The following is a 23912-nucleotide window of genomic DNA, read 5'->3' as shown; positions in this document are numbered from 1 at the left end:
TCATAGCGTTTTTTGAGGAACCATGCCGGCATCCTGCAGCCATCATCTCGCTGGTATCGAGCGAGCTCAGGGACCCGTCAAACTACAAGGCACGCCTCGCGCCGATACATGAACTCTCCCACATCACCATCGAGGTCGCGCGGGTCAATGCGACCTCATAAGAGGCAATTTACTTTGTGAGCTTCACGGCCCGTCTCGCGGATCGCCCTGCATCGGCACGGGGACGGGCCGTCAATTCGCGGTATAGCCGCCATCGACCGACAGGGCGACACCGAGCACGAAGCTCGACGTGTCGCTGCACAGCCAGAGCACGGCCGAGGCGGCCTCCTCCGGCTGGCCGAGCCGTCCGATCGGCTGCTTCTTCATGACCTCCGCCGGCCTGGAAAACTATTGCGACGACATGGTCGGCACCTACAACTTCCCGGCCTCGGATGCGCCGGGCTGGACCTTGGGCGGCTAGAGTTCACCTAGGGCTTCGCGTGCATCCTGCCACGCCCTTGGACTGATGCCGAGCATCGGTCGCGCCAGCTCCACCGTCGCCAGGAAATCGCGCCAGGGGCGAATTTCTCCTCTCCGCCCGAGGTCGCGAATGCTGGGACACGCATCGAGGACAATCCCCAGGGGCAGTTCTCGCTTCGGCAAGCTCCGAACGTGTCGGTTCGCTCGACGATGCCATCCGCTTCTCCATGGGTCGGAGAAGCGCTCGCGCACATGCTGGATCACGCGCCAGCTCGCCGGTACCCGTTTTCGGCGAATAGGAATGCGCCTCTGCAAGTTCGTTCGCTACGCTGTGTAGGCCCTGGAGGCTCGGGCCGAGCATACGAGCCGAGCTTCACGATGGCCCCCGCGAGATCGGCAACCGGCACGTTGGCAGCGAGCCATCAGTCGATCGGCTGCCGAACGGATCCGCTGCCGCCGTGGACGGGTCCGGGACGACACGGGAGCCACGCCCCTGCGTGTCGCCCCGCAAAATTCGTCTATGCTGGAGATTGCGCGGCTGGACCCACCCCATGGCACGCATCTTCTTGAGCCATTCGAGCCAGGACAATGCGCAGGCCGTCGCGCTGTTCGACTGGCTGGCGGCCGCCGGTTGGAAGGACGAAATCTTCGTCGATTTCGATCGCGCGGCAGGCATTCCCGTCGGCGATCGTTTCGAACGCTCGCTCATTGCGGCGGTCAGTCGCTGCGAGGCGGTGCTTTGCCTCGTCACGCGCGCGTGGCTTGCTTCATCGTGGTGCCTTCGCGAATTTCACCTGGCGCATCGATTGAACAAGCGCCTGTTCGGCATCCTGATCGAGGACCTGCCCTCCGATGCCCTGCCGCCGGAATTGACCGGCACATGGCAGATGGTGCGGCTCGCCGTCGGCCGCGACAGGATTACCCTTCGAGGCGTGCTGCCCATCACCCAGGACGAAATAGAGGTCTCCTTTTCGGCCGAGGGGCTCGCGCGCCTCAGGCGAGGCCTCGAGGAGGCGGGGCTTGATCCGAGATATTTCGCATGGCCGCCGCCCGGGGACCCGGCAAGGCCGCCCTATCGCGGCCTGCTTCCGCTGGAAGCCGAGGATGCCGGCATCTTCTTCGGCCGCGATGCGCAGATCATCGAAGCTCTCGATGCGCTGCGGGGATTGCGGGAGAGGACTCCGCCACGCCAATTCGTCATCCTGGGTGCCTCGGGGGCTGGCAAGTCGTCGTTCCTGCGCGCCGGTCTCCTCCCGCGGCTGGCTCGCGACCGCGACTTCCTGACCCTGCCCGTGATCCGGCCGGAGCGTGCCGTGATCTCGGGCGACAGCGGCCTCGTCGTGTCGCTGGACACCGCCTTGTCCCGCGCCGGGATCGTGCTCTCGCGGCCCGATCTCGCCGACGCCGTCATGGGGGGAGCGGAGCGGCTCGCGCCGCTTCTCCGCGCGCTGGCCGCGCAGGAGATGCAGCCGGGCTTCGACGGAGCCGCCGAGCCGAAGCAGCCGACCCTCCTCCTCCCGATCGATCAGGCCGAGGAACTCTATGCGGGCGAGGCGGAGGAGGAGGCTCGCAGGTTTCAGGCGCTCCTGCGAGAGTTGCTCGGCCGGGATTCGCCGCCGATCATCGCGGCGCTCACCATTCGATCCGACAGCTACGAGCGGCTTCAGCTCGACGACGATTGCGCCCAGGCGAGACATACCATCGTCAGCCTGCCGCCGATGCGCCGCGGCTCCTATGTCGATGTCGTGCGCGGCCCGGCGCGGCGTCTCGAAGAAACCCCGCGGGCTCTCGAAATCGAGGACGCCCTGGTGGACGCGCTGCTGGCGGATGTCGATAGCGGCAGCGCCAAGGACGCATTGCCGCTTCTCTCCTTCACTCTCGCGCGCCTCTACGAGGAGTTCCATGCGGGAGGCCGGCTCGAACTCGCCCATTATGACGCGCTCGGCCGGATGAAAGGCTCGATCGAAGCGGCCGTCGAGCGGGCGCTGGCCGCGACCGCCTCCGATCCGAGGCTCCCGAAGGATCGGGCGACGCAACTCACCCTGTTGCGCCAGGGCATGATCCCGTGGCTCGCGGAGATCGACCCGGATACCGGCCTCGCGCGGCGCCGGATCAGCCGGCTGTCCGAGATTCCGGCGCTCTCGCGTCCGCTCATCGAGCATCTCGTCGATCAGCGCCTCGTCGTGGCCGACGAAACCCAGCGCGGCGAGCCGAGCGTCGAGCCTGCTCACGAGGCCCTGTTGCGACAATGGGGCCAGCTCCAGGGCTGGCTCGCGGAGGATGCCGGCCTGCTGGCGATCGTCGAGAGCGTCCGGCGGGCTGCCCGCGATTGGGACGGCCACGGCCGGGAGGACAGGTGGCTCGCCCATGCGGCCGATCGGCTGGCGGCCGCCGACCGGCTGCGCGAGCGGCCCGATCTCGCGGCGGGTCTCGGCCCGCTCGATCTCGACTATCTGGCCGCGTGCCGGACCGCGGAGGCGGCGGCCGGCCGCCGCCGCGTCCTCGTCCAGTCACTGATCTACACCCTGCTCCTCGGCATCATCGGCGGCCTCCTGCTATGGATCAATCAGGACTACGTGCGTGAGCGGATCAACTGGGTCTGGAGGATGCGTCCCTACATGCTGGCCAATTTCAGCCCGCATGTGCTGGCCGCGGCGACGGAGCGAGCCCTCGTGCCGGGAGACAGCTTTCGCGAATGCGCGAAAAACTGTCCGAGCCTGATCGTGATCCCGCCGGGGCGCTTCCTGATGGGTTCGCCGGAAAGCGAGAGGAACCGCGCGCGGAACGAGGGGCCGCGGCACGAGGTGACGCTCGCGCGGGCATTCGCCTTGTCCGTCTATGCGGTGACCTTCGACGAATGGGACGCCTGCGTGGCCGTCGGCGGTTGCCGGCCGGTGCCGGATTCCGGCTTCGGACGAGGCAGGCTTCCGGTCACCAACGTGACCTGGGACGATGCGCAGACCTATGTCCGCTGGCTGTCGCGCATGACGGGCAAGACCTATCGGCTGCCGACGGAAGCCGAATGGGAATACGCGGCCCGCGCCGGCACCACGACCACATATTATTGGGGCGACGACCTCGGGACAGGCCACGCCAATTGCGTCACATGCGGCACGCCCTGGGACAATCGCAGTCCGTCGCCGGTCGGCTCCTTCGAGCCCAATCCCTTCGGCCTCTACGATATGACCGGGAATGTCTGGCAATGGGTCGAGGACTGCCTGCATCCGAGTTACATGGGTGCCCCGACCGACGGCTCAGCCTGGACGAATGGCGATTGCTCGCTCCGGGGCGACCGTGGCGGCTCTTGGATCAGCCAGCCTTCGAACCTTCGGATCGCCTTCCGGGGCAGCTACAATGCGGGCAGCCGGAATTACAGCCTCGGCATCCGGGTCGCCCGCACGCTCGATGCCAAGCAGGACCGCCCCGATCAGCAGCATGCCGCCGACCCGCTCGCCAAGGAACATGCTCCCCCGCAGGATTGCGCTCACTGGAATGAGGAGGTGACGGGGCAGGGGTTATTGGTCCCGGATGCAGAGGCCGGAGTTGCTGATCAACATCCTCGCCACCGATCGGCCGGACGATCTTCATGAGGCCTTGGACAATGCATTGTTACGAGGAAAACGCTGGCGCGAACGCATCGCCGCGTCCGTCAAGGGAACGCCTATCCGCCTGCGCCACCTGGGGCACAAAACGTGCCCTACACGACGGCGGCCGGCGATCAATGACGGTTGAGCCGGCATGATCCTCTTCTTCGAATTCACAAAAGCCCGCCGGCCCGACAGGGCACCACGCATGTCGCCGGAAACGGAGGGGCCGGGGACGAACAATATTGTCTGAAGCGCGATGTATTATTTTGAATATAGCGCTTATGCTTGCCGATGGGCTTCCGCGATCCTATTTTCAGCGGCGCGTTCGAGACGAGCCGCGAAGGGGAGGACAGTGTCGGACGCCTTGCGCATCGCGCACGGGATCTTCGGGCGGGTTGCGCTCCTCGACATGGACCGCAGCCTGGTGCGCCATGCCCATCCGCATTGCCACATCCTGCTCAAGGTCGACGGGGACGACACGCAGTTCCAGGTCGGCGAGCATGCCGCGCCGCTGACCGACGAGCTGGCCGTCCTGGTGAATGCGTGGGAGACGCACGCCTATATCCATGATCCGCGGCGAAAACCCGCGATGATCCTCGCGCTCTATATCGAGCCCGACTGGCTGCGCGGCTTCCGCAGCAACTGGGCCGCCAGCGGCGCCCCCGGCTTCTTCGAGCGCTCGACGGGCATCGTGACCCCGGAGATCCGCCGGCTCGCGCTCGACCTGGCGGCCGAGATGGTCGGCGCGGCTTCCTCCGGCAGGTGGCAGGAGGAACTGCTGAGCGCCCTCATGATCGCAGTCCTCGAGCGCTTCACGCCCTGGCGCTCGATCGGGACGAGCCTGCGCGACCTCGCGCGCGCCAATGCGATCGATCACCGCGTGCGACGCGCCATCGGCCTGATGCGCTCCGATCCGGCGGCGAAGCTGAGCATCGACCGGCTGGCTTCCGAGGCGGGGCTGTCGCGCGCGCATTTCTTCCGCCTCTTCGAAGCCTCGACGGGAGTAACGCCGCACGTCTTCCTCAACGTGCTCAAGGTCGAGCTGGCGGTCGGAGCCATCATCGGCAGCGGCGAGAGCTTCGCTTCGATCAGCGATCGCCTCGGCTTCAGCGCCCAGGCCCATTTCACCCGCTTCTTTCGCGACAATTGCTCGGTCGCGCCGAGCGAATTCCGCATCGTGGCGCGGCTCGGCTCCTGAAGAAGCCGAGCCGCTCATTTCCCGGCCGATACTCGGCCTCTCGAAGCAATTCCCGCTCCTCTGCCGTCGATTTCGAGACTTCCCGGGAAGGCGCGTGACGCGCCGGCAGGAGAGGAGCGCCATCGGTGAAAGCCGAGACAGCCACATGGACGCGGCGCTGCTGAGCGGCCGCGGCCACTTCGTCGACGATCTCGGCACCCGGCCCGGCACGTTCCAGGCGGCGATCCTGCGCTCCCCCATGCCCATGCGGAGATCGTCAGGATCGACATCAAGGCCGCGGCGTCCCCGCCGGGCGTCACCGGTGCCGATCTCGCCCGCCACCTCAATGGAAAAACTGGGCGATCAGCGTTCCGAAGAAAAAGGTGCCGGCATTGGCCACGAGTGAAACCACCACGATCCGCCAGCCGAGGTTTCTCAGGATGGGGAGATCCTTTGCAAGAGAAAGTCCCGCGTAAGCGAGCACAGGCGTCACGAGCGGCAGCAGCCCCACCTTCGCGGCCAGGGGGCTGACCACTGCCGAGGTCGGCGAGAACGGTGCCGTCGCGAGGACCGCCAAGAGCGACACCCAACAAACGAGCGGCACATGGAGAAAAGCCAGCAGTCGATATACGACATATCCGATGATCGCGATCGCCCCCATGATGAGCACGGCGGGGAGCGCCGCGGCCGGGGAGGTTCCCGTTGCAATCCAGTTTCCGATCAGAGCGACGGCGCCCGAGACGAAAAGGGTGACCAGCATGACCCATTGCGGCACGTCTTCGGACGTCACCATGGATTCCAGCGCTTCGTCCACTTCCGCTGATGAAGTCTGCGTTACATAAATGGATTTTTTAGGAGAAAGCACCGGCTCAAGGCGATAATAAAGCCAATTCGCCATCGGCAGCGAGAGGAACAGCGTGAAATAGGTCCCGACCGTCGTCGTAAGCAGGTTGCTCGCGGCCGCGAGGGCGGCAATGTCCTTGGCGTCTTCCGGATGCTGGGCCGTGATCGCCGCTACGGCAGCGGACATCATGCTGCCGGAGCCGACGCCTGCCCCCATCGCCAGGGCCCCTGGATGAAAAATATTCAGGCCGGACAAGGCGCCCGCCAGGAATGCGATGAAAAGGGCGCCGAACACGGTGCCGATGACGTATTCGGCCAACACTCCGCGGCCTTCAGGCGAATTCATGCCGTAGCGCTCGGAGATGATGGCGACGCTGAATTCGCGGCCGATCGAAAATGTCGCGCCGACCGCCTCGCGCTTGATGCCGAGCAGCAGGGCGAGCGGCAATGCAAAGACCATCGTGCCGACGAAATGGCCGAATTCCTGGAAAGCGAGAGCCCAGCCTGCCGCCGCAATCTTGGGCAGGGACTCGCCGATGATGAAACCCAGCTTGACGACGAAGAAGGAAATCGCAGACTGGATCAGCATCGACGCAGCAAATTGCGCCCTGACCGACTGCGCTCTCTGAGTTGCTATGTTGCGGTGAATGATGCTGATCGCCCCGCCGATGAGCAGCGCCCAGACGATCGGGAAAAGAACGACGTTTGTAATGACAAGTGGAACGGTGATATTGCCGATCATTTCCGCGATGACGACTGCGATCAACATCGCCACATTAACAAAAATGATGATCGGAGCGGAGAATCTGCTCTCTTCAGCACGTCTGATAGGGCTCGAAAGCTCACTCATGTCTGTTGTCCTCCCTCCACAGGGCTTTTGTATTTGCAGGCAATATCGTTATTGGGCAGGGCTCATGTCTTAGAATAGCCAAAAAGCATTTGCAGGCGTCAAAATGCGCCTTGCGGAGATTCGTGGCGGTCGCCGTCCAGTACGTGGCAGGTCGGCAAAAGGATTCTATCGACAGGATCCGCCGAGGCAGTATTTCCCGGCTGCACGTTGCTTGTCAGCGTGCAGGCAATAACGGCATGCATGCACTTGAGTCATCATCATTGACATTTCAAGCGAACCGCCGACTATCGTCCTCCGATCTGAAATGATAGGTGAGCGCGGCAGGAGGCTAGCCGAGATTGGCGAATTCCGGTTCCTCGAAAACTTCGCGCGCCATCTTGAAGGCTTCACCCGCACTTGGCACACCCGCATAGATGCAGGTTTGCAGAAATATTTCCTGGATCTCCTGCCTGGTAACACCGTTGGTCAGGGCGCCGCGGACATGGATCTTCAGCTCGTTCGGCTTTCCCATGCCGGACAGCATGGCGAGGTTCACGATGCTGCGCGTGCGGCGATCCAGGCCGGGGCGCCCCCAGACCTCGCCCCAGCAATATTTGAGGGCCAGTTCCTGAAAGGGACGATCGAAAGGGGTCGCTCCGTCCAGCGCCGCCTTTGATCGCGCCTCGCCGATGACCTCCTCGCGGATCTTCGTGCCCAGCGCCAGCAAATCCTTGCTCATGTCATGTTCCTTTCGTGCGAATATCCCGCGACGGCAAAAACCGACCCTGTGCTGTCAAGCAAACGGACTGCGCCAGCCGCCGTGCATCGTGACGGTTGTCTTGACGCGCATATACTGCTCCACGGCTTCGAGGCCGTATTCGATGCCGAGCCCGCTCGCCTTGTGGCCGCTGACCGGGGTCCCGGGCGACAGAGCATGGACGCAGTTGATCCAGACGATGCCGACCTGGAGCCTGCGCCGCGCCTGCTCGGCCTGCGCCAGGGACGTCGTCCAGACGGAGGCGGCGAGGCCGTATTCGGTATCGTTGGCGAGCCGGTAGGCTTCGTCGTCGTCGCCGAAGCTGCGGATCGCCATGACCGGCCCGAAGATCTCCTCCCGCGCGAAGCGGCTCTCGTGGTCGAATGTCGTGACGATGGCAGGCTTGCGAAAATACCCCCCTTCGAGCGGGAGGTAGCCCGGAATGTCGAGCCTCTCATCCGCGAGGCCGTCCATGTACTGCTCGACGCGCTGGAGTTGTCGGGCCGAGACCAGGGGGCCAATCTGCGTGGCGGGGTCCAGCGGATCGCCGACCCGGAGCTTGGCCGCGGCTTCGCGGCAATGGCGGGCGAAGGACTCCCGTGCCTCGGCGGCGACGAGCACGCGATTGCATGATGTGCAGGTCTGGCCGTTATTCATGAAGGTGGAGAAGACGGCAGCCTCGGCCGCTCCCTTCAGATCGGCGTCGCCGAAGACGATCAGCGGGGACTTGCCGCCCAGTTCCAGCACCACGCCCTTGAGGTGCTCGCCCGCCAGAGCCGCGATGCGCCGCCCGGTCGCGGTCGAGCCGGTGAACGACACCTTGTCGACGAGCGGATGCTCGACGAGCGCGGCACCCGCCTCGGCGCCGAGGCCCGTGACGACGTTGAGAACTCCGGCCGGCAGACCTGCATCATGGGCGATTTGCGCGAGCAGCAGCGCCGACAGGGAGGTCTGCTCCGCCGGCTTGAGGATCATCGCGTTGCCGCAAGCCAGGATCGGAGCGATCTTGGTGACGGCGTTCTCCAGCGGATAGTTCCAGGGCGAGATCGCCGCGATCACGCCGCAGGGCTCGCGCTCGACGAGCGCGGTCGCATCGGGCCCCATCGGGACGGTCGCGCCGTGGATCTTGTCGGCGAGGCCGGCATAATAGTCGAACAACGCGGCCGCATGCGCCACCGAAGGGCCGCCGGTGGTCGAGATCGGCCGCCCGCTATCGACCGTGTCGAGGAGCCCGAAGCTCTCGGCGCGGGCGCGCACGGCTTCCGCGATCCGTCTCAGGACATGTCCGCGCTCGGCGCCCGAGAGGGCGGTCCAGCGGGCCGCACCCTCGCGGGCGGCGCTCGCGGCCGCCTCGGCATCGGCCTTTCGCCCGCGTGCCAGCTCGGCGAGAACCTTGCCGGTCGAAGGATCGAAGGTCTCGATCGTCTCGCCCGCGGCCGCGGCGCGCCAGGCTCCGCCGATCCAGAGCGTTTTTCCCTGGAGGACGGGTGAGGGCAGGTGGGATTGGAGACGAGGGTCGATCGTCACGGTCAGATGCGCTCCCGGTAATGCTGCGCCGCCGCGTGCTCTTGCGACCGCACATCCAAGCCTGCGAGCTTGATTGTTTGCGTGACTCTGCCGGGTCGCATAGCCGTCGGCGGCGGAACCCCGTGTTGCGGGAAGCGCAACACGGGACGACAAGCGCGGCCGCCGGGCGCAAGGACTTTTTTCGAAGTCTCTTCCTGGGATTGCCTCGACGCTCGTCTCGGTGAGGCTGGCTGAGCTGCGCTCCCCGATGATCGCTTCGAGCGCCCGGCACCATCGAGCGCGCAGCGTTGCGAAACAGGGAACGGCGAGTCCCGTGATCGGCATCTAGCCTTGGGGGATTACCGGGAGGATGCTGATTCGGCTGCATCCTGCGCTGTATCGGTCCGCTGCATCGGTGCGGCTGCCATGCCTGACGCCGCAATCCGGCAAAGGCACGCGTGAAACCGTGATTGCCACTTGCCAGCCGGGCCGAGCGGGCGTCCTCATGGCCGGGGACGAGCGCCCGAAGCGGCGGCCCGTCGGAGCGCCTGACGCGCTGCTTCGAAAGCACGGTGCGGGCTCGGGCGGAGACAAGCCCCACGGGGCTTGCCGAGAGGTCGATTTGAAGGGGTGCGAGCATGATCCATGCGCGGTACATCGAAGAGGCGATCGCCTGGCGTCGTCATCTTCACGCCAATCCTGAACTCGGCTTTGCGGAGTTCGAGACGGCCGACTTCATCGGCCGTCATCTCGAGAGCTTCGGGGTCACGGTTCATCGCGGCCTCGGCGGCACCGGCATCGTCGGCACGCTGAGCAACGGGAGCTCTCGCCGCAGCATAGCGATCCGGGCGGATATCGATGCGCTGCCGATCCACGAGGAGACCGGCGCGGCCTACGCTTCCCGACATGCCGGGCGGATGCACGCCTGCGGACATGACGGCCACACCGCGATGCTGCTTCTCGCCGCGAGACTATGCGCCGAGGAAAGGAATTTCGACGGCACGATCCGGTTCATCTTCCAACCCGCCGAGGAGAATGAAGGCGGAGGACGCCGCATGGTGGAAGAGGGGTTGTTCCGCACGTTTCCCGCCGACGAGGTTTATGCTCTCCACAACTGGCCGGCTTTGAGCGTCGGGACCTGCGTCGCGCGGGACGATGCGATGATGGCGGCCTTCGGGACCTTCGAGATTGCAGTGGAAGGACGCGGCGCCCACGGTGCGATGCCGCATGAAGGGAACGATCCCGTTGTCGCGGCCTGCCAGATCGTCGGGTCCCTGCAAACCATCGCCAGCCGGAACGTCTCTCCGCTGCGGTCGGCTGTCGTCTCGGTGACGCAGGTTCATTCGGGAGATGCCTGGAACGTGATCCCGGAGCGGGCCGTCATTCGGGGAACGACCCGGTGGTTCGATCCCGAGACCGGCGATATGCTCGAGCGGCGGATTGGCGAAATCGCGGCGAAGGTCGCCGATGCCATGAACTGCCGCGCGGACCTCACCTATGAGAGGCGCTATCCGGCGACCGTCAACGATCCGCGTTGCGCGGCCTTCGCCCGCGAGGTTGCCGGAGGCGTCGACGGCATTTCCGTTGCCGAGAGCGATCCGAGCATGGCCGCCGAGGACTTCGCTTTCATGCTTCAGGCCTGTCCGGGAGCGTATCTGTGGCTGGGGAGCCGCAAGGAGGGGGACAATCCGGGCCTTCACTCGGCGCGGTTCGATTTCAACGACGCCGTCATGGGGAGTGGAGCCCGTTTGTGGACCGCCTTGATCGAAGCGCGCCTGGCTTCCGCATGAAGGCGTCGCTTCGCGAGCAACGTATGTTCTGAAACCGAGCCTGTTCGAACAATGTCTTCCGATTCTCGACGTAAGCCGGGTTCGCCTCGCTCGAAAATGCTTCAGGGAGGTATGAAAGGCGTGCGACGCTCACGGAGGCGGCAACTGCGAACGCCGTTCGTCGGCATGTTCGACTTGTTTCGCATCGGGATCGGACCGTCGAGTTCGCATACGGTCGGACCGATGCGGGCCGCGGCTGAATTCCTGCGTTGGATCGCCTTGCACGAAGAACTGCCTGATGCGGACGGGCTTGCTTGCGATCTCTACGGCTCGCTGGCGCTCACCGGGGTGGGCCACGGGACAGACGCGGCGGTGCTCGCCGGCTTGTGCGGCGCCGAGCCGGAGACCGTCGATCCCAATGAGATTCCAAGTCTTCTTGCCGGGATCCGGGCGCGCAGAACCGTCGAATTGGCGAATGGCCGCTCCCTGAGCTTCGATCCGGTCCGCGATCTGCGCTTTCGGATGAAGGAATTTCTCCCAGGGCACCCGAACGCTCTTGCCTTTTCGCTTTGCCGGAGCGGCGAGCCCGTGTTCTCGCGCATCTATTATTCGGTCGGAGGCGGCTTTATCCAGGTCGAGGGGCAGGCCGTCGAGCTTTCGGAGCAGCCACCGCCCCGCTATCCCTTCAACTCCGCCGGCGAGCTTCTGGCGATCTGCCAAGCCTCGGGGCTCACGATCGCGGCCCTGGCGCGGGCGAACGAAGCCGGCTACCGGCCCGAAGCCGAGGTCGATGCGCGTCTCGATGCCGTCTGGGCTGCGATGAGCAGGTGCATCGACCGGGGGCTCGTGGGAGGCGGCATCCTCCCCGGCGGCTTGAACGTGCGCAGGCGGGCGGCCGGCCTGCACGAAGCTCTGCTGGAGCGGGACCGCCTCGACCAAGGCGATCCGCTCAGGGCGATGGAATGGGTCAATCTCTTCGCACTGGCGGTGAACGAGGAGAATGCCGCCGGCGGGCGGGTCGTCACGGCCCCGACGAACGGGGCGGCAGGAATCATCCCCGCCGTCATGCGCTATTATGAGCGGTTCATCACGAATGCGTCGCGGGACGGCATCCACGCGTTCCTGCTGGCTGCCGCCGCGATCGGCTCCATCATCAAGCGCAACGCCTCGATCTCGGGGGCCGATGTGGGTTGCCAGGGAGAGGTCGGCTCGGCTGCGGCGATGGCGGCCGCGGGACTGGCGGCGGCCCTGGGCGGCACCAATGAACAGATCGAGAATGCGGCGGAGATCGCCCTGGAGCACAATCTCGGGCTCACGTGCGATCCTGTGGGCGGCCTCGTGCAGATTCCCTGCATCGAGCGCAATGCCGTCGCCGCCGTGAAGGCCATCAACGCGGCCCGTCTCGCCCTGCACGGCGACGGGACCCATCGGGTGTCGCTCGATCAGGCGATCGAAACCATGCGCCAGACCGGAAAGGACATGAAGCGGAAATACAAGGAGACCTCCTTGGGAGGACTTGCCGTGAACGTTCCCATCTGTTGAGATCGGCGCGGGATGGACGCCCTCGATCCGAAGGCACTCCGGAATTTCGTCACTGTCGCGCGAATCGGGTCCATTCGCGGCGCGGCCGAGTATCTCGGTCTGGCACCCTCGATCGTCAGCCGGCAGATGGCGGATCTCGAGCAGCAACTCGGCTCCTCGATGTTCGAGAGGACCTCCAGGGGCGTCGTTCTCACCGATGCCGGCAAGCTCGTTCTCGAACATGCGAGGCGGGTGCTCGATGATCGCGACCTGCTTGCCGAGCAGCTCGATCACCTGAAGGGAATCCAGCAGGGACGGGTGCGCCTGATCGCGGGCGAAGGGTTCGTGCCGGACCTGGTCGAAAACGGATTGCGGGGCTTTGCGGCGATTTATCCAGGGGTTCGCTTCAGCTTTGATCTCGCTGGCACCGACGAGGTGGTGAACCGCGTCGCCAATAGCGAAGCCGATATCGGCGTTGTCTACGATCCGGTCAGCGAAACCCGGATCAAGTCCATAGCGATTTCCAGGCAACCTCTTTGCCTCATTGCGCGTGCCGGGCATCCGCTGCTCGAGCGGGGACAGCTCTGGCTCGCGGATTGCCTGGATGTTCCCGCGGCCCATCTGTCCAAGGGGCATGGAGTGCGCCATCTCGTCAGCCGCGTCGCGGCGCATGCCGGCGTGGCCCTGGCGCCGGTCCTGGAGACGTCGTCGATCGAGGCGCTGCGGCGCTTCGTCATCGCCGGCCTCGGCGTGACATTCCTTCCCCGGTTCGCGGTTTCGGCCGAACTCGCGACGGGGTCCGTGGGCGCTTCCGAATTGACCGACCCGACGCTCGGCGATGCATGCGCCCACCTGATCGTCAGGGCCCGTCGGCGGCTGCCACTGTCCGTGGAGCGGCTGGCAGGGCATCTGGCCCGGGAAATGATGGCCTTCCGGACAGGTCCGATAGATTCTCCGTCCGCATAGCCCAAGGGTTGCGAAGCGGGGAACACGATGTTCCCGCCTGGCCCACTAGCCGCCCGACAAGCGCCACGCGAGGCTGGACCGATTGACGGCGAGCCGGGCGGCTCGGCAGCTTCGCCGAATGCCCGATCGCATGAGCTTGCCGCAACGCAGGGAGTCAAAGCATGAGCGAAGTGGGACGGACGGTCGGCGTCGTGGGCCTCGGCAGCATGGGGTTCGGCATGGCCAAGTCGCTGATCGAGAAGGAATTCCAGGTCATCGGCTTCGATCTGTCCCCGGAGCGGAGCCAGGCGGTTGCCGCCTTGGGCGGGAGGGCGGCGCCCTCTTTGGGCGATGTGTTCGCAGCCGCCGATTTCATCGTCTTCTCGCTTCCGACCGCGCGGGACGTGGAATCGGTGGTTTCGGCCAATCTCGACGCGTTGGGCAAACGTCGTGGCACGCGGGTCGTCATCATCGATACCTCGACCTCCGAGCCCGCGGTCAGCCGTGCTCTCGCGGCCAAGCTCGACGGACTCGGGATCGGCTTCCTGGATGCGCCGGTGAGCGGCGGCCCGAGCGGCGCGGCGACCGGCAAGCTCGCGATAATGATCGGCGGCTCGCCGGAGGATGTCGCGCTGGCCCGCCCCGTCATCGAGGCCATGGCCGCCAAGATCCTGCATGTGGGCGCCAGCGGCGCGGGCAACATCGCCAAGCTCGTCAACAACCTTCTCGTCGCAGCCCATATGCTGACCACGGCCGAGGGGCTGAAGCTCGCCGCCGCGGCCGGGCTCGATCCGGAGGCGGCCCTGGGCGTGCTCAACGCCGCCTCGGGAAAATCCTTCCTGAGCGAGGTGCATTTCCCGACCTGGATTCTATCGGATCGCTTCGACAGCGGCTTCTCGATGGGCCTGATGCGCAAGGATGTCCGGCTCGCGCGCGAACTCGCCGATCAGGTCGGCGCCAAGCTTCCCGTCACGGAATTCGTCGGCGAGCTATGGGCCGCCAGCAAGGAGCGCCTGGCCGATAGTGACGACTTCACGCGCATGGGCGCGGTTGCTGAAGGCAAGCCGAAGGACGCGTAGAGCGGCCACGAGATCGACGACCGCGTCGCCGTCGACGCCGATGCGGGTCGCCGGATGCTCGACGGTGCTGGTGACGATGTGCCGGCGGCCGGGCGGCGCCACGGCGGCGAAGCCGCGGATCGCATGGTTGCTGGCCTCGGTGCCGCCGCCGGTGAAGACGATCTCCTCCGGCCGCGCGCCCATCAGGGCGGCAACCTCAAACTCTTCCAAGAAGGCGACATATCTGAAGATTGTCGCCTCGGCTTCGCTCAATGCACGAACGAGAGACAGACGGGTTCCGACAAGCCGTATCCTGTCCGCAGGATTTACATCATCGGATATGCAGGTGATTTGCTTTTTGACATGATATTACTTTCTCATATCGTTTCGAATATACTTACTCCGATCGGCGCTGGAAGCGGCCTGAAAGCAGACATGCCGTGGACCCTCCGTCGGGACAGCCTCGGCGTTCAGTCACCCCTGAGACGGTAGCCCACCCCGGTCTCGGTCACGATGATGCTCGGCTGCTCCGGGTCGGGCTCGATCTTCTGCCGGAGCTGGCGGACATAGATGCGCAGATATTGCGGATCGACTGCGTGACCCCAGACCTCGCGGATCAGATGGGCGTGGGTCAGCACCTTCCCGGCATGCTGCACCAGCGTGCGGAGGATTTCGTACTCCTTCGGGGTCAGCTTCACCTCGGCCTCGCCGCGCATCACCAGCCGGCGCACGAGATCGACCGTGAGCGCGCCGCTGCGGAAGACGGGATGCGCGCCGCCGGCCTGGAGCTGGTGCCGCAGGGCGGCGCGCATCCGGGCCAGCAGCTCGTTCATGCCGAAGGGCTTGGTGACGTAGTCGTCCGCGCCGAGGTCGAGCGCCTCCACCTTGCCGCGCTCGTCGCCGCGGCTCGACAGGATGATGACCGGCAAGGCCGGGTGGGCGGAGCGGATCGCCGCGAGAAGGTCGTGGCCGGCCATGTCCGGCAAGCCGAGATCGAGGATGACGAGCCCGGTCCCGCCCGCTTCGAGAGCGGCGAGGGCGGCGGCGCCGCTCTCGGCCTCTGCGATCTCGTAGCCCTGGCTGGACAGGCCGGTGCGCAGGAGCCGGCGGATCGAGGGCTCGTCGTCGACGACGAGGATTCGGATCGCGCCCGCGCTCATGCGTCGCCGCCCGGAGCGGGCACCGGCAGGGTAACGGTGAAGACGGCCCCGCTCCGGTCCCGACGGTTGCCGGCCTCGAGCCGGCCGCGCATGCCCTCGACGAAACCGCGCGCGATCGAGAGGCCGAGTCCCGTCCCGGCCCGCACGCTGTCCTCCCGGCGGACCCGGTAGAACTTGTCGAAGACGCGCCCGAGGTCGCCCTCGGGCAGGCCCGGACCCTCGTCGATCACCCGCAGCGCCACGGCCTCCCCCTCGCGCCCGGCCTCGATCCGCACGGAGCCGGCCGGCCCGCCATATTTGGCGGCGTTGTCGAGGAGGTTGAAGAGCGCCTGCTCGAGCAGGATGGGATCGACGTCCAGCATGGGCAGGTCGGGCGCGAGGGAGAGTTGAATCCGCGCCCGGACGATCGCCGGCAGGCGACGTAGCGCAGAAGCGACGATCTCGCCGAGATCGTGGGGCGCGAGCTTCGGGGCGAGCGCCCCCGCCTCCAGCCGCGTCATGTCGAGCAGATTGGCGATGAAGCGGTCGAGCCGCTCGGATTCCTCGATGATCGTGGCCAGCAGCTCGGCCTTGGCGTCCGGCGACAGCGAGCTGTCGAGATCGCGCAACGTGCCGGCCGAGCCGAAGATCGCCGCCAGCGGCGTCTTGAGGTCGTGGGAGATCGAGGTCAGCAGAGCCTGGCGCAGGCGATCGGTCTCTGCCGTCAGCTTCGCCCGGTCGAGATCGGCGACGAGATGGACGCGCTCGATGGCGAGGGCGGCCTGGTCGGCGAGCGCATCGAGGAGACGGCGCTCGTCCGGCGTCAGGAAGGACTCGCCGCCGCGGCTGTCGAGGCCCACGACCCCGATCGTGCCGCGCGGGGTCCGCAGCGGCAGGAACAAGCGGCGCGCGCCCGGCAGGGTGTCGGCGCCGCGTCCGGCCGGCGTCGCGTGCTCGAAGCTCCATCTGGCGGCGGCGAGATCGGCCGCGTCGAGCGTATCCTCGGGCGGATAGGCTGCCGCCACCGCGAGCGAGCCGTTCTCCGGCAGGACGATCACGCAGGGCAGCCGCGTCATCGCGGCGATCTGGTAGGCGGTGGCCCAGAGGACGTCGTCGAGCGTGCCCGACGTCGCGAGCTTGCGGCTGAAGCCGTAGAGCGCCTCGGTCGTGCGCGCCCGCTGGCGCGCGGCGACCGCCTGGTCGCGCGCCCGCGCCGCGAGATTCGAGACCACGACCGCCACCAGCGCGAAGAGCACGAGCGCGGCGACGTTGGTCGGATCGGAGATCGTGAAGGTCCAGGTCGGGGGCAGGAAGAAGAAATTGTAGGCGAGCGAGGTCAGGATCACGGTCGCGAGCGAGGGCCAGAGCCCGAAGCGCACCGCCATGCCGACGACCGCCGTCAGGAAGATGAGGTCGACGCTTTCGACCCCGATCCAGGGCGCCAGGAGAGCCGCGATACCGAGCGCGACGGAACAGGCCGCGAGGGCGGCGAGATAGGGCCAGGGCGCCGGCTTCGCGCGCGCCGCTGCCGCGGCCCGGCTCCTCTGCGCCGGTAGGGCCTCGCCCGCCACGACCTGGACGCCGATCGTGCCCGCGAGGCGCACGAGATCGTGCACCACCGACCCGTGCCATGTCTCGAACCAGCGCGGCCGGTCCGACTTGCCGATGACGATCTGCGTCACGTTCGTCTCGCGCGCATGGGCGAGAATGTCCTCGGCGATGCGACGCCGGGACGAGGGCAGGGTCACGACGTCGCCGCCGAGGCTCTGGGCCAGGCGCAGGACGGCAGCGATGCGGTCGCGCGCCGCCTCGGGCTGCCTCGCCAGGCGGGCGGTCTCGATGCAGAGCGCCGTCCAGGGCGCGCGGAGCCGGTCGGCGAGGCGCTTGGCGTGCCGGACGAGGCCGGGCGCCCGCGGGTCGTCGCCGACGCAGACGAGCACCCGCTCGCCCGCGGGCCAGGGGCCCTCGATCGCATGGGCCTGCATATGGGTCAGCAGCTCGTCGTCGACACGCTGGGCGGTGCGCCGCAGGGCGAGCTCGCGCAAGGCCGTCAGGTTGCCGGGCGAGAAATAATGCTCGAGCGCCCGCTCGGCGTTCTCCGGCACGTAGACCTTGCCCTCCTCCAGGCGACGGATCAGATCGCCGGGCGGAAGGTCGATCACCTCGATATCGTCGGCGCGGTCGAGGATGCGGTCCGGCACGGTCTCGCGCACGCGGATGCGGGTGATCTGGGCGACGACGTCGTTGAGGCTCTCGACATGCTGGATGTTGAGCGTCGTCAGGACGTCGACCCCCGCCGCCAGCAGCTCCTCCACATCGAGATGGCGTTTCGGATGGCGGCTGCCCGGCGCGTTGCTGTGCGCCAGCTCGTCGACGAGGACGAGGGCGGGCCTGCGGGCGAGGATCGCGTCGAGATCCATCTCCTCGAGCGCGCGGCCCCGATAGGAGATCCGCCGGCGCGGCACGACCTCGAGGCCGGCCATCAGCGCCTGCGTCTCCGCGCGCCCGTGGGTCTCGACGAGGCCCACGACGACATCGACGCCCTCGCGCCGGCGCGCCTGGGCGGCTTCGAGCATCGCGTAGGTCTTGCCGACGCCCGGCGCCGCGCCGAGGAAGATCTTGAGCCGCCCCCGCCTGCGCTGCTCGCGCGAAGCCGCCGCAAGCAGCGCCTCGGGAGACGGGCGGCGATCGGCGGGCATCAGCGCAGCGCATCGAGGGTCAGGTTCAAGGCCAGCACGTTGACGCGCGGCTCGCCGAGGACGCCCAGTTCGCGGCCCTCGACATGCGCGCCGACCAGCGCGCGCAGGCGCTCCTCCGAAACGCCGCGAGCCTTGGCGACGCGCGGCACCTGGAACAGGGCCGCCTCGGGCGAGATGTGCGGGTCGAGGCCGGAGGCGGAGGTGGTCACGAGGTCCATCGGCACCGCCGCGTCCGGGTTCTCCGCCTTCCGGGCGGCGATATCGGCCTTCACCCGCTCGGCGAGGGCCGCGTTGGTTGGGCCGAGATTGGAGGCGCCGGACGAGGCGGCATTGTAGGGCGCGGGCACGGTCTTCGAGGCGTCGGCCGGATCGGGCGCGGTGGTCGCCGAGGGGCGGCCGTGGAAATAGCGGCCGCTCGCGAAGGACTGGCCGATCAGGGCCGAGCCGATCACGGCGCCGCCGCGCTCAATCAGGCTGCCCGAAGCCTGTCGGGGCAGGACGGCTTGGGCGATGCCGGTCATGGCGAGAGGATAGACCAGTCCGGTCAGCGCCGCGAGGGCGGCGAAGAGGACGAGGGCGGGACGGAGCAGGGAGAGCATGGCGAGGTCCTCACGCGAGGCCGAGGGCGGAGACCGCAAGGTCGATCGCCTTGATGCCGATGAAGGGCACGGCGATGCCGCCGAGGCCGTAGATCAGGAGGTTGCGGCGCAGCAGCGAGGCGGCGCCGACGGCACGGTAGCGCACGCCCCGCAGGGCGAGCGGGATCAGCGCGACGATGACGAGCGCATTGAAGATGATCGCCGAGAGGATCGCGCTCTGCGGCGACGCAAGCCCCATGATGTTCAGCGCGGCGAGCTGTGGGTAGAAGGCGAGGAACATCGCCGGGATGATGGCGAAGTATTTCGCGACGTCGTTGGCGATCGAGAAGGTCGTCAGCGCCCCGCGCGTCATCAGGAGCTGCTTGCCGATCTCGACGATCTCGATGAGCTTGGTCGGGTCGCTGTCGAGATCGACCATGTTGCCCGCCTCGCGCGCCGCGACCGTGCCCGTGTTCATCGCGACGCCGACATCGGATTGGGCGAGGGCGGGCGCGTCGTTCGTGCCGTCGCCGCACATCGCGACGAGCTTGCCCTTGGCCTGCTCCTCGCGGATCAGCGCCAGCTTCATCTCCGGCGTCGCCTCGGCCAGGAAGTCGTCGACGCCCGCCTCGGCCGCGATGGCGGCTGCCGTGATCGGGTTGTCGCCCGTGATCATGACTGTGCGGATGCCCATCCGGCGCAGCTCCGCGAAGCGCTCGCGGATGCCGCCCTTCACGATGTCCTTGAGCTGGACGATGCCGAGCAGCCTGCCGTCGCGCGCGACCGCGAGCGGCGTGCCGCCGGCCTTGGCGACTTCGTCCGAAAGCGCCTTGATCTCCCGCCTCTCCTCCGGGGAGGCGATCAGGCCCGGCATGGCGAGGACCGCCTCGACCGCACCCTTGCGGACGGACAACCCTTCCCCGTCGACGCCGCTCATGCGGGTCTGGGCGCTGAAGGGCACGAAGGAGAGGCCGTGGGTGCCGCGCCCGCGGATGGCGTGCTTCTCCTTGGCCAGGACCACGATGGAGCGGCCTTCCGGTGTCTCGTCGGCGAGGGAGGCGAGCTGGGCCGCATCCGCCAGCGCCTCCGTCGAGACCCCGCGCAGCGGCCGGAAGTCGGAGGCCTGGCGGTTGCCGAGCGTGATGGTCCCGGTCTTGTCCAGCAGCAGCGTGTCGACATCGCCCGCCGCCTCGACGGCCCGGCCCGACATGGCCAGCACGTTGAAGCGCACGAGCCGATCCATGCCCGCGATGCCGATGGCCGAGAGCAGCGCGCCGATCGTCGTCGGGATGAGCGTGACGAAGAGCGCGACCAGCACGATCACCGGGATCGAGCCCCCGGCATAGGCCGCGAAGCTCGGAATGGAGGCGACCGCGAAGACGAAGACGATGGTGAGGCCCGCCAGCAGGATGTTCAGAGCGATCTCGTTCGGCGTCTTCTGGCGCGAGGCGCCTTCGACCAGCGCGATCATGCGATCCATGAAGGTGTGGCCGCGTCCGGCCGTGATGCGGACCACGATCCAGTCGGACAGGACCTGCGTGCCGCCGGTGACGGCGGAGCGGTCGCCGCCGGATTCGCGGATGACGGGCGCGGATTCGCCCGTGATGGCGGCCTCGTTCAACGTCGCCATGCCCTCGATCACCTCGCCGTCGGACGGGATCAGGTCGCCCGCCTCGACGAGGACGATGTCGCCCGGCTCGAGCTCCTCCGCCGGGACCATCGCGTGAAGCTCGCGCCGCTCCGGGTCGTAGAGGCGCTTCGCCACGAGTTCCGTCCGGGTGCTTCGGAGCGCGTCGGCCTGGGCCTTGCCGCGTCCCTCGGCCACCGCTTCGGCGAAATTCGCGAAGAGCAGCGTGAACCAGAGCCAGAGAATGATCTGGCCCGCGAAGAGAAGGCTCGAGCCTCCCTGGACGAGGTCGCGGATGAAGAGGGCGGTGGTCAGCGCGGCCACGACCTCGACGCAGAACATGACCGGGTTCCTGGCCATGGAGCGCGGATCGAGCCTGCGGAACGACGCGCCGACCGCCGGCCATAGAATGGCGGGGCTGAAGAGGCTGGTATCGTCGGGTCTGGACATGGATCTGTTCCGGATCAGCCGCCGAGCGCGGCCGCGAAGGTCTGGCCGGCCGTCATCGACAAGTGGTCGACGATCGGGCCGAGGGCCAAAGCGGGGAAGAAGGTCAGGCCGCCGACGATCAGGATCACGCCGACCAGGAGCCCGACGAACAGCCCGCCATGGGTCGGGAAGGTTCCGGCCGAGGCCGGGACGGTCTTCTTGGCGGCGAGCGAGCCTGCGATGGCGAGGGCGGGAACGATGACGAGGAAGCGCCCCATCAGCATCGCGAGGCCGATCGTCACGTTGTACCAGGGGGTGTTGCCGCTCAGGCCGGCGAAGGCCGAGCCGTTATTGGCCGCCGCGGAGGTATAGGCGTAGAGGATTTCGGTGAAGCCGTGCGGGCCGGGATTAGCGATCGAGGCCACAGCACCCGGCAGCACGACCGCGACGGCCGTGAAGCCGAGCATCGCGAGCGGAAGGCACAGGATGGCCAGCATCGCCATCTTGACCTCCTTCGCCTCGATCTTCTTGCCGAGATATTCCGGCGTGCGGCCGACCATCAGCCCAGCGACGAAGATCGCGACGATGACGAAGATCAGCATGCCATAGAGGCCGGCCCCGACGCCGCCCACGATGATCTCTCCGAGCATCATGTTCACGAGCGGGATCATGCCGCCCAGCGCCGTCAGGCTGTCGTGCATCGCGTTGACGGCCCCGCAGGAGGCCGCCGTCGTCACCACCGCGAAGAGCGCGGAGCCGACGATGCCGAAGCGGACCTCCTTGCCTTCGAGGCTGGGTCCCTGGAGGCCGAGCGCCCGCAGGATCGGGTTGCCCGAAGCCTCGGCCGCATAGGCGACGGCGACGCCGGCAAGGAACAGCACGCCCATGGCCGCCAGGATCGCCCAGCCCTGGCGCTGGTCGCCGACCATGCGGCCGAAGACATTGGTCAGCGCCGCCCCGATCGCGAAGATCGAGACCATCTGAATGAAGTTCGAGATCGCGTCCGGGTTCTCGAAGGGATGGGCGGAATTGGCGTTGAAGAAGCCGCCGCCATTCGTGCCCAGCATCTTGATGGCGAGCTGCGAGGCGACCGGGCCGAGCGCGATCGCCTGCCGGCCGCCTTCCAGCGTCGTCGCCTCCACCGAGGCCGAGAGCGTCTGCGGCACGCCGAGCACGACATAGGCGAGCGTCAGCACGATGCAGAGCGGCAGGAGGATATAGAGCGTCGCCCGCGTGAGATCGACCCAGAAGGAACCGACCGTCCTGGCGGTGGCCCGGGCGAAGCCGCGAATGAGGGCGACGGCGAGCGCGATCCCGGTCGCGGCAGACAGGAAGTTCTGGACCGTCAGGCCCAGCATCTGGACGAGATAGGACATGGTCGTCTCGCCGCCGTAGTTCTGCCAGTTCGTGTTGGTCACGAAGCTGGTCGAGGTGTTGAAGGCGAGATCGGGCGGGACGGCGCTCATGCCGTTCGGATTGAGCGGAAGCAGTCCCTGGAGCCGGAGCAGCAGGTAGAGGAAGCCGAAGCCGGCCGCCTGGAAGGCCAGCATGGCCAGCGCATAGGCGAGCCAATGCTGCTCCTGATCGGCCCGGAGGCCGGCGGCGCGATAGAGGCCGCGCTCGACCGGCGTGAGGACGGGGGACAGGAAGGTCCGCTCGCCCTGAAAGACGCGCGTCATATACGCGCCCAGGGGCAGGACGAGCGCCACGACGATCGCGCAGAAGAGCCCGATCTGGAACCAGCCGTCGAGGGTCATCGAAAAGGTCCTTCAGAACCGCTCGGGCCGCACCAGCGCGAAGGCGAGATAGGCGAGGAGCCCGAGCGTCACGAGCCCGGCGAGGAAGAGGTCGGAGGTCATGCCCGCACCCGTCGCTCAGAGGCGCTCGCACAGGCGTGCGTAGCCGGCGCAGGCTCCGAGGAAAGCGAGGCCGGTCCCGAGGAAGAGCAGATCCAGAAGAAGATCGAGCATGGCACCGCTCCCAACGCCGACAGGCGCGTCCGATGCCGAATCTGCTCAGAAGGCCATAAAGATGCGAGGCGATCCCATGCTCAACCGTATAGGGATCTCATAGGGAGGATGATCGGCCCGCGGCGCGAGGCGATCCCACCGCCGCCGGTCGGTCTGGATGACCTGCCTGTTGGCCGCGAGCCGAAAATACGGCGTCCAGCGGTGCGGCGTCACATAGAGCATCTGGATTTGGTCGGGGTCGTAGGAGAGAAGCTGGCGCAGGCCGCGCCAGTGGTCTCGGTCCGTTTCCTCCTCGAAACCGACGACCCAGGTCGCCAGTGACAGGATGCTGTGGCGATGTGCTCGGCCGGTTTGCTGTTCTTGACCGAGGGCTGGAAATTCTGTCCACACGCCTCGGCCAGGCTCGCTATTTCTTGACCGGGGAGACAATCCCCTTGGTCGAGGGATTGGCGGCGATCGTCTTCACAACCGGCTTCTTTGGCTTTTTCGCTTCGCGATTTCCTCGCTGCTCGCCTTTTGCCATTGGAGCTTGCCTTTCACGGCCACGTTTGCCGTTCGACGATGCTAGCAACTTTCTTCCTGAAAGGCATCAGAGGAATACAAAAAAGCCAAATTATTCGCCAGAAACATAAATGCCTCACTTGCGCTGTGAGCACGTTTTACCCCCCGTCCACATATCGAGCGCGATAGGCACGGGCCCGCGGTGAGATGAGAAGCCTCGCGAAAGGGTAAGAGAGATGCCGACTTCGCTCGGAAACTCATATAGACGTTCGAACGTAGCTCCTTCCTTGTGGAAGAGTCTGAGGCTTCCCTTCTTATAGGGAACTGCATCGATTGTCGTAAGCTATATCTTCATTTTTGTGCTGGTGTTCTTCCTGCCTGCCTCCTGTTCGTGAGCTATTGACCAGGGCGTCTCGGGTTCCCGAGCGTCGACTCTCGCTATCTGCACGACATCAGCTTGAGCCGTGTCTTCTCGATTTCGACTTGACTTCAAGAATTATTGCGTTGTTTCTGCCGCG

At 66.7% G+C, this 23912-nt stretch carries 16 protein-coding genes and 3 pseudogenes; 6 read left to right on the top strand and 13 right to left on the bottom strand.

Translation table 11 applies throughout. From position 1 onward, the window contains the following. Nucleotides 1-231: 231 nt before the first annotated feature. A pseudogene (locus PKD06_RS09320) lies at nt 232-369 on the bottom strand (SDR family oxidoreductase); the annotation flags it as partial. A 93-nt stretch (nt 370-462) separates the two neighbouring features. After that, nucleotides 463-654 (bottom strand): annotated as a pseudogene (gene repC, locus PKD06_RS09315) (replication initiation protein RepC); the annotation flags it as partial. Nucleotides 655-1010: 356 nt separating this feature from the next. Here repC and PKD06_RS09310 point away from each other — a divergent pair. Both PKD06_RS09310 and PKD06_RS09305 read left to right on the top strand, forming a co-directional pair. Beyond that, nucleotides 1011-4049: an SUMF1/EgtB/PvdO family nonheme iron enzyme gene (locus tag PKD06_RS09310; protein ID WP_324379805.1), complete on the top strand. Its 3039-nt coding sequence runs from the start codon at nt 1011-1013 to the stop codon at nt 4047-4049. Nucleotides 4050-4398: 349 nt separating this feature from the next. Beyond that, nucleotides 4399-5244, top strand: a complete 846-nt coding sequence (locus PKD06_RS09305; RefSeq protein WP_324379804.1) for an AraC family transcriptional regulator — start codon at nt 4399-4401, stop codon at nt 5242-5244. 322 nt (nt 5245-5566) lie between these two features. Here the strand turns inward: PKD06_RS09305 and PKD06_RS09300 are convergent, their stop codons facing one another. The 3 genes from PKD06_RS09300 to PKD06_RS09290 form a co-directional block, all read right to left on the bottom strand. Next, nucleotides 5567-6916, bottom strand: a complete 1350-nt coding sequence (locus PKD06_RS09300; RefSeq protein ID WP_324379802.1) for a DUF3100 domain-containing protein — start codon at nt 6914-6916, stop codon at nt 5567-5569. Between the two features lie 328 nt (nt 6917-7244). Further along, entirely contained in the window at nt 7245-7634 is a 390-nt protein-coding gene (locus PKD06_RS09295; RefSeq protein ID WP_324379800.1) for a carboxymuconolactone decarboxylase family protein, read from the bottom strand. Nucleotides 7635-7688: 54 nt separating this feature from the next. Continuing rightward, the gene (locus tag PKD06_RS09290) at nt 7689-9179 is read right to left on the bottom strand and encodes an aldehyde dehydrogenase family protein (protein WP_324379798.1); all 1491 of its coding nucleotides are present in this window, start codon (nt 9177-9179) and stop codon (nt 7689-7691) included. Between the two features lie 617 nt (nt 9180-9796). Here PKD06_RS09290 and PKD06_RS09285 point away from each other — a divergent pair. From PKD06_RS09285 to PKD06_RS09270, 4 genes are all read left to right on the top strand, one after another. Continuing rightward, a complete protein-coding gene (locus PKD06_RS09285) occupies nt 9797-10948 on the top strand; it encodes a M20 aminoacylase family protein (protein ID WP_324379797.1) in 1152 nt (383 codons plus the stop codon). 111 nt (nt 10949-11059) lie between these two features. After that, nucleotides 11060-12469 carry an L-serine ammonia-lyase gene (locus tag PKD06_RS09280; RefSeq protein WP_324379795.1) on the top strand — a complete coding sequence of 470 codons (1410 nt, stop codon included), beginning with the start codon at nt 11060-11062 and terminating at the stop codon, nt 12467-12469. A gap of 12 nt (nt 12470-12481) precedes the next feature. Further along, nucleotides 12482-13414, top strand: a complete 933-nt coding sequence (locus tag PKD06_RS09275) for a LysR family transcriptional regulator (protein WP_324379793.1) — start codon at nt 12482-12484, stop codon at nt 13412-13414. Nucleotides 13415-13575: 161 nt separating this feature from the next. Then, entirely contained in the window at nt 13576-14472 is an 897-nt protein-coding gene (locus PKD06_RS09270; protein ID WP_324379792.1) for an NAD(P)-dependent oxidoreductase, read from the top strand. Here PKD06_RS09270 and PKD06_RS09265 read toward each other — a convergent pair. The 8 genes and pseudogenes from PKD06_RS09265 to PKD06_RS09230 form a co-directional block, all read right to left on the bottom strand. Further along, nucleotides 14383-14724, bottom strand: coding sequence for an aminotransferase class V-fold PLP-dependent enzyme (locus PKD06_RS09265; RefSeq protein ID WP_324379790.1), 342 nt, complete (start codon nt 14722-14724; stop codon nt 14383-14385). The genes PKD06_RS09270 and PKD06_RS09265 overlap by 90 nt on opposite strands. A 197-nt stretch (nt 14725-14921) precedes the next feature. Continuing rightward, nucleotides 14922-15611, bottom strand: coding sequence for a response regulator transcription factor (locus PKD06_RS09260; RefSeq protein ID WP_324379788.1), 690 nt, complete (start codon nt 15609-15611; stop codon nt 14922-14924). Further along, nucleotides 15608-18289 carry a sensor histidine kinase KdpD gene (locus tag PKD06_RS09255; protein ID WP_324379785.1) on the bottom strand — a complete coding sequence of 894 codons (2682 nt, stop codon included), beginning with the start codon at nt 18287-18289 and terminating at the stop codon, nt 15608-15610. The genes PKD06_RS09260 and PKD06_RS09255 overlap by 4 nt, the downstream gene beginning before the upstream one ends. Further along, complete coding sequence (locus tag PKD06_RS09250; protein ID WP_324379783.1) at nt 18289-18888, bottom strand: K(+)-transporting ATPase subunit C; 600 nt, start codon at nt 18886-18888, stop codon at nt 18289-18291. Before PKD06_RS09250 ends, PKD06_RS09255 begins: the two co-directional genes overlap by 1 nt. A gap of 10 nt (nt 18889-18898) precedes the next feature. After that, nucleotides 18899-20944 carry a potassium-transporting ATPase subunit KdpB gene (gene kdpB / locus PKD06_RS09245; protein WP_324379780.1) on the bottom strand — a complete coding sequence of 682 codons (2046 nt, stop codon included), beginning with the start codon at nt 20942-20944 and terminating at the stop codon, nt 18899-18901. 14 nt (nt 20945-20958) lie between these two features. Continuing rightward, on the bottom strand, nt 20959-22680 hold the full coding sequence (gene kdpA / locus PKD06_RS09240) for a potassium-transporting ATPase subunit KdpA (protein WP_324379778.1): 1722 nt from the start codon (nt 22678-22680) through the stop codon (nt 20959-20961). 12 nt (nt 22681-22692) lie between these two features. After that, the gene (locus PKD06_RS09235) at nt 22693-22782 is read right to left on the bottom strand and encodes a K(+)-transporting ATPase subunit F (RefSeq protein ID WP_324379776.1); all 90 of its coding nucleotides are present in this window, start codon (nt 22780-22782) and stop codon (nt 22693-22695) included. Nucleotides 22783-23025: 243 nt separating this feature from the next. Next, a pseudogene (locus PKD06_RS09230) lies at nt 23026-23229 on the bottom strand (magnesium-protoporphyrin IX monomethyl ester cyclase); the annotation flags it as partial. Nucleotides 23230-23912 lie beyond the last annotated feature (683 nt).

This window comes from Enterovirga sp., assembly GCF_035325185.1.
In the GTDB taxonomy this organism is placed as follows: Bacteria; Pseudomonadota; Alphaproteobacteria; order Rhizobiales; family Beijerinckiaceae; genus Enterovirga.
The sequence above is the reverse complement of the archived record's forward strand: the minus strand, read 5'-3'. Positions and strand labels throughout refer to the sequence as shown.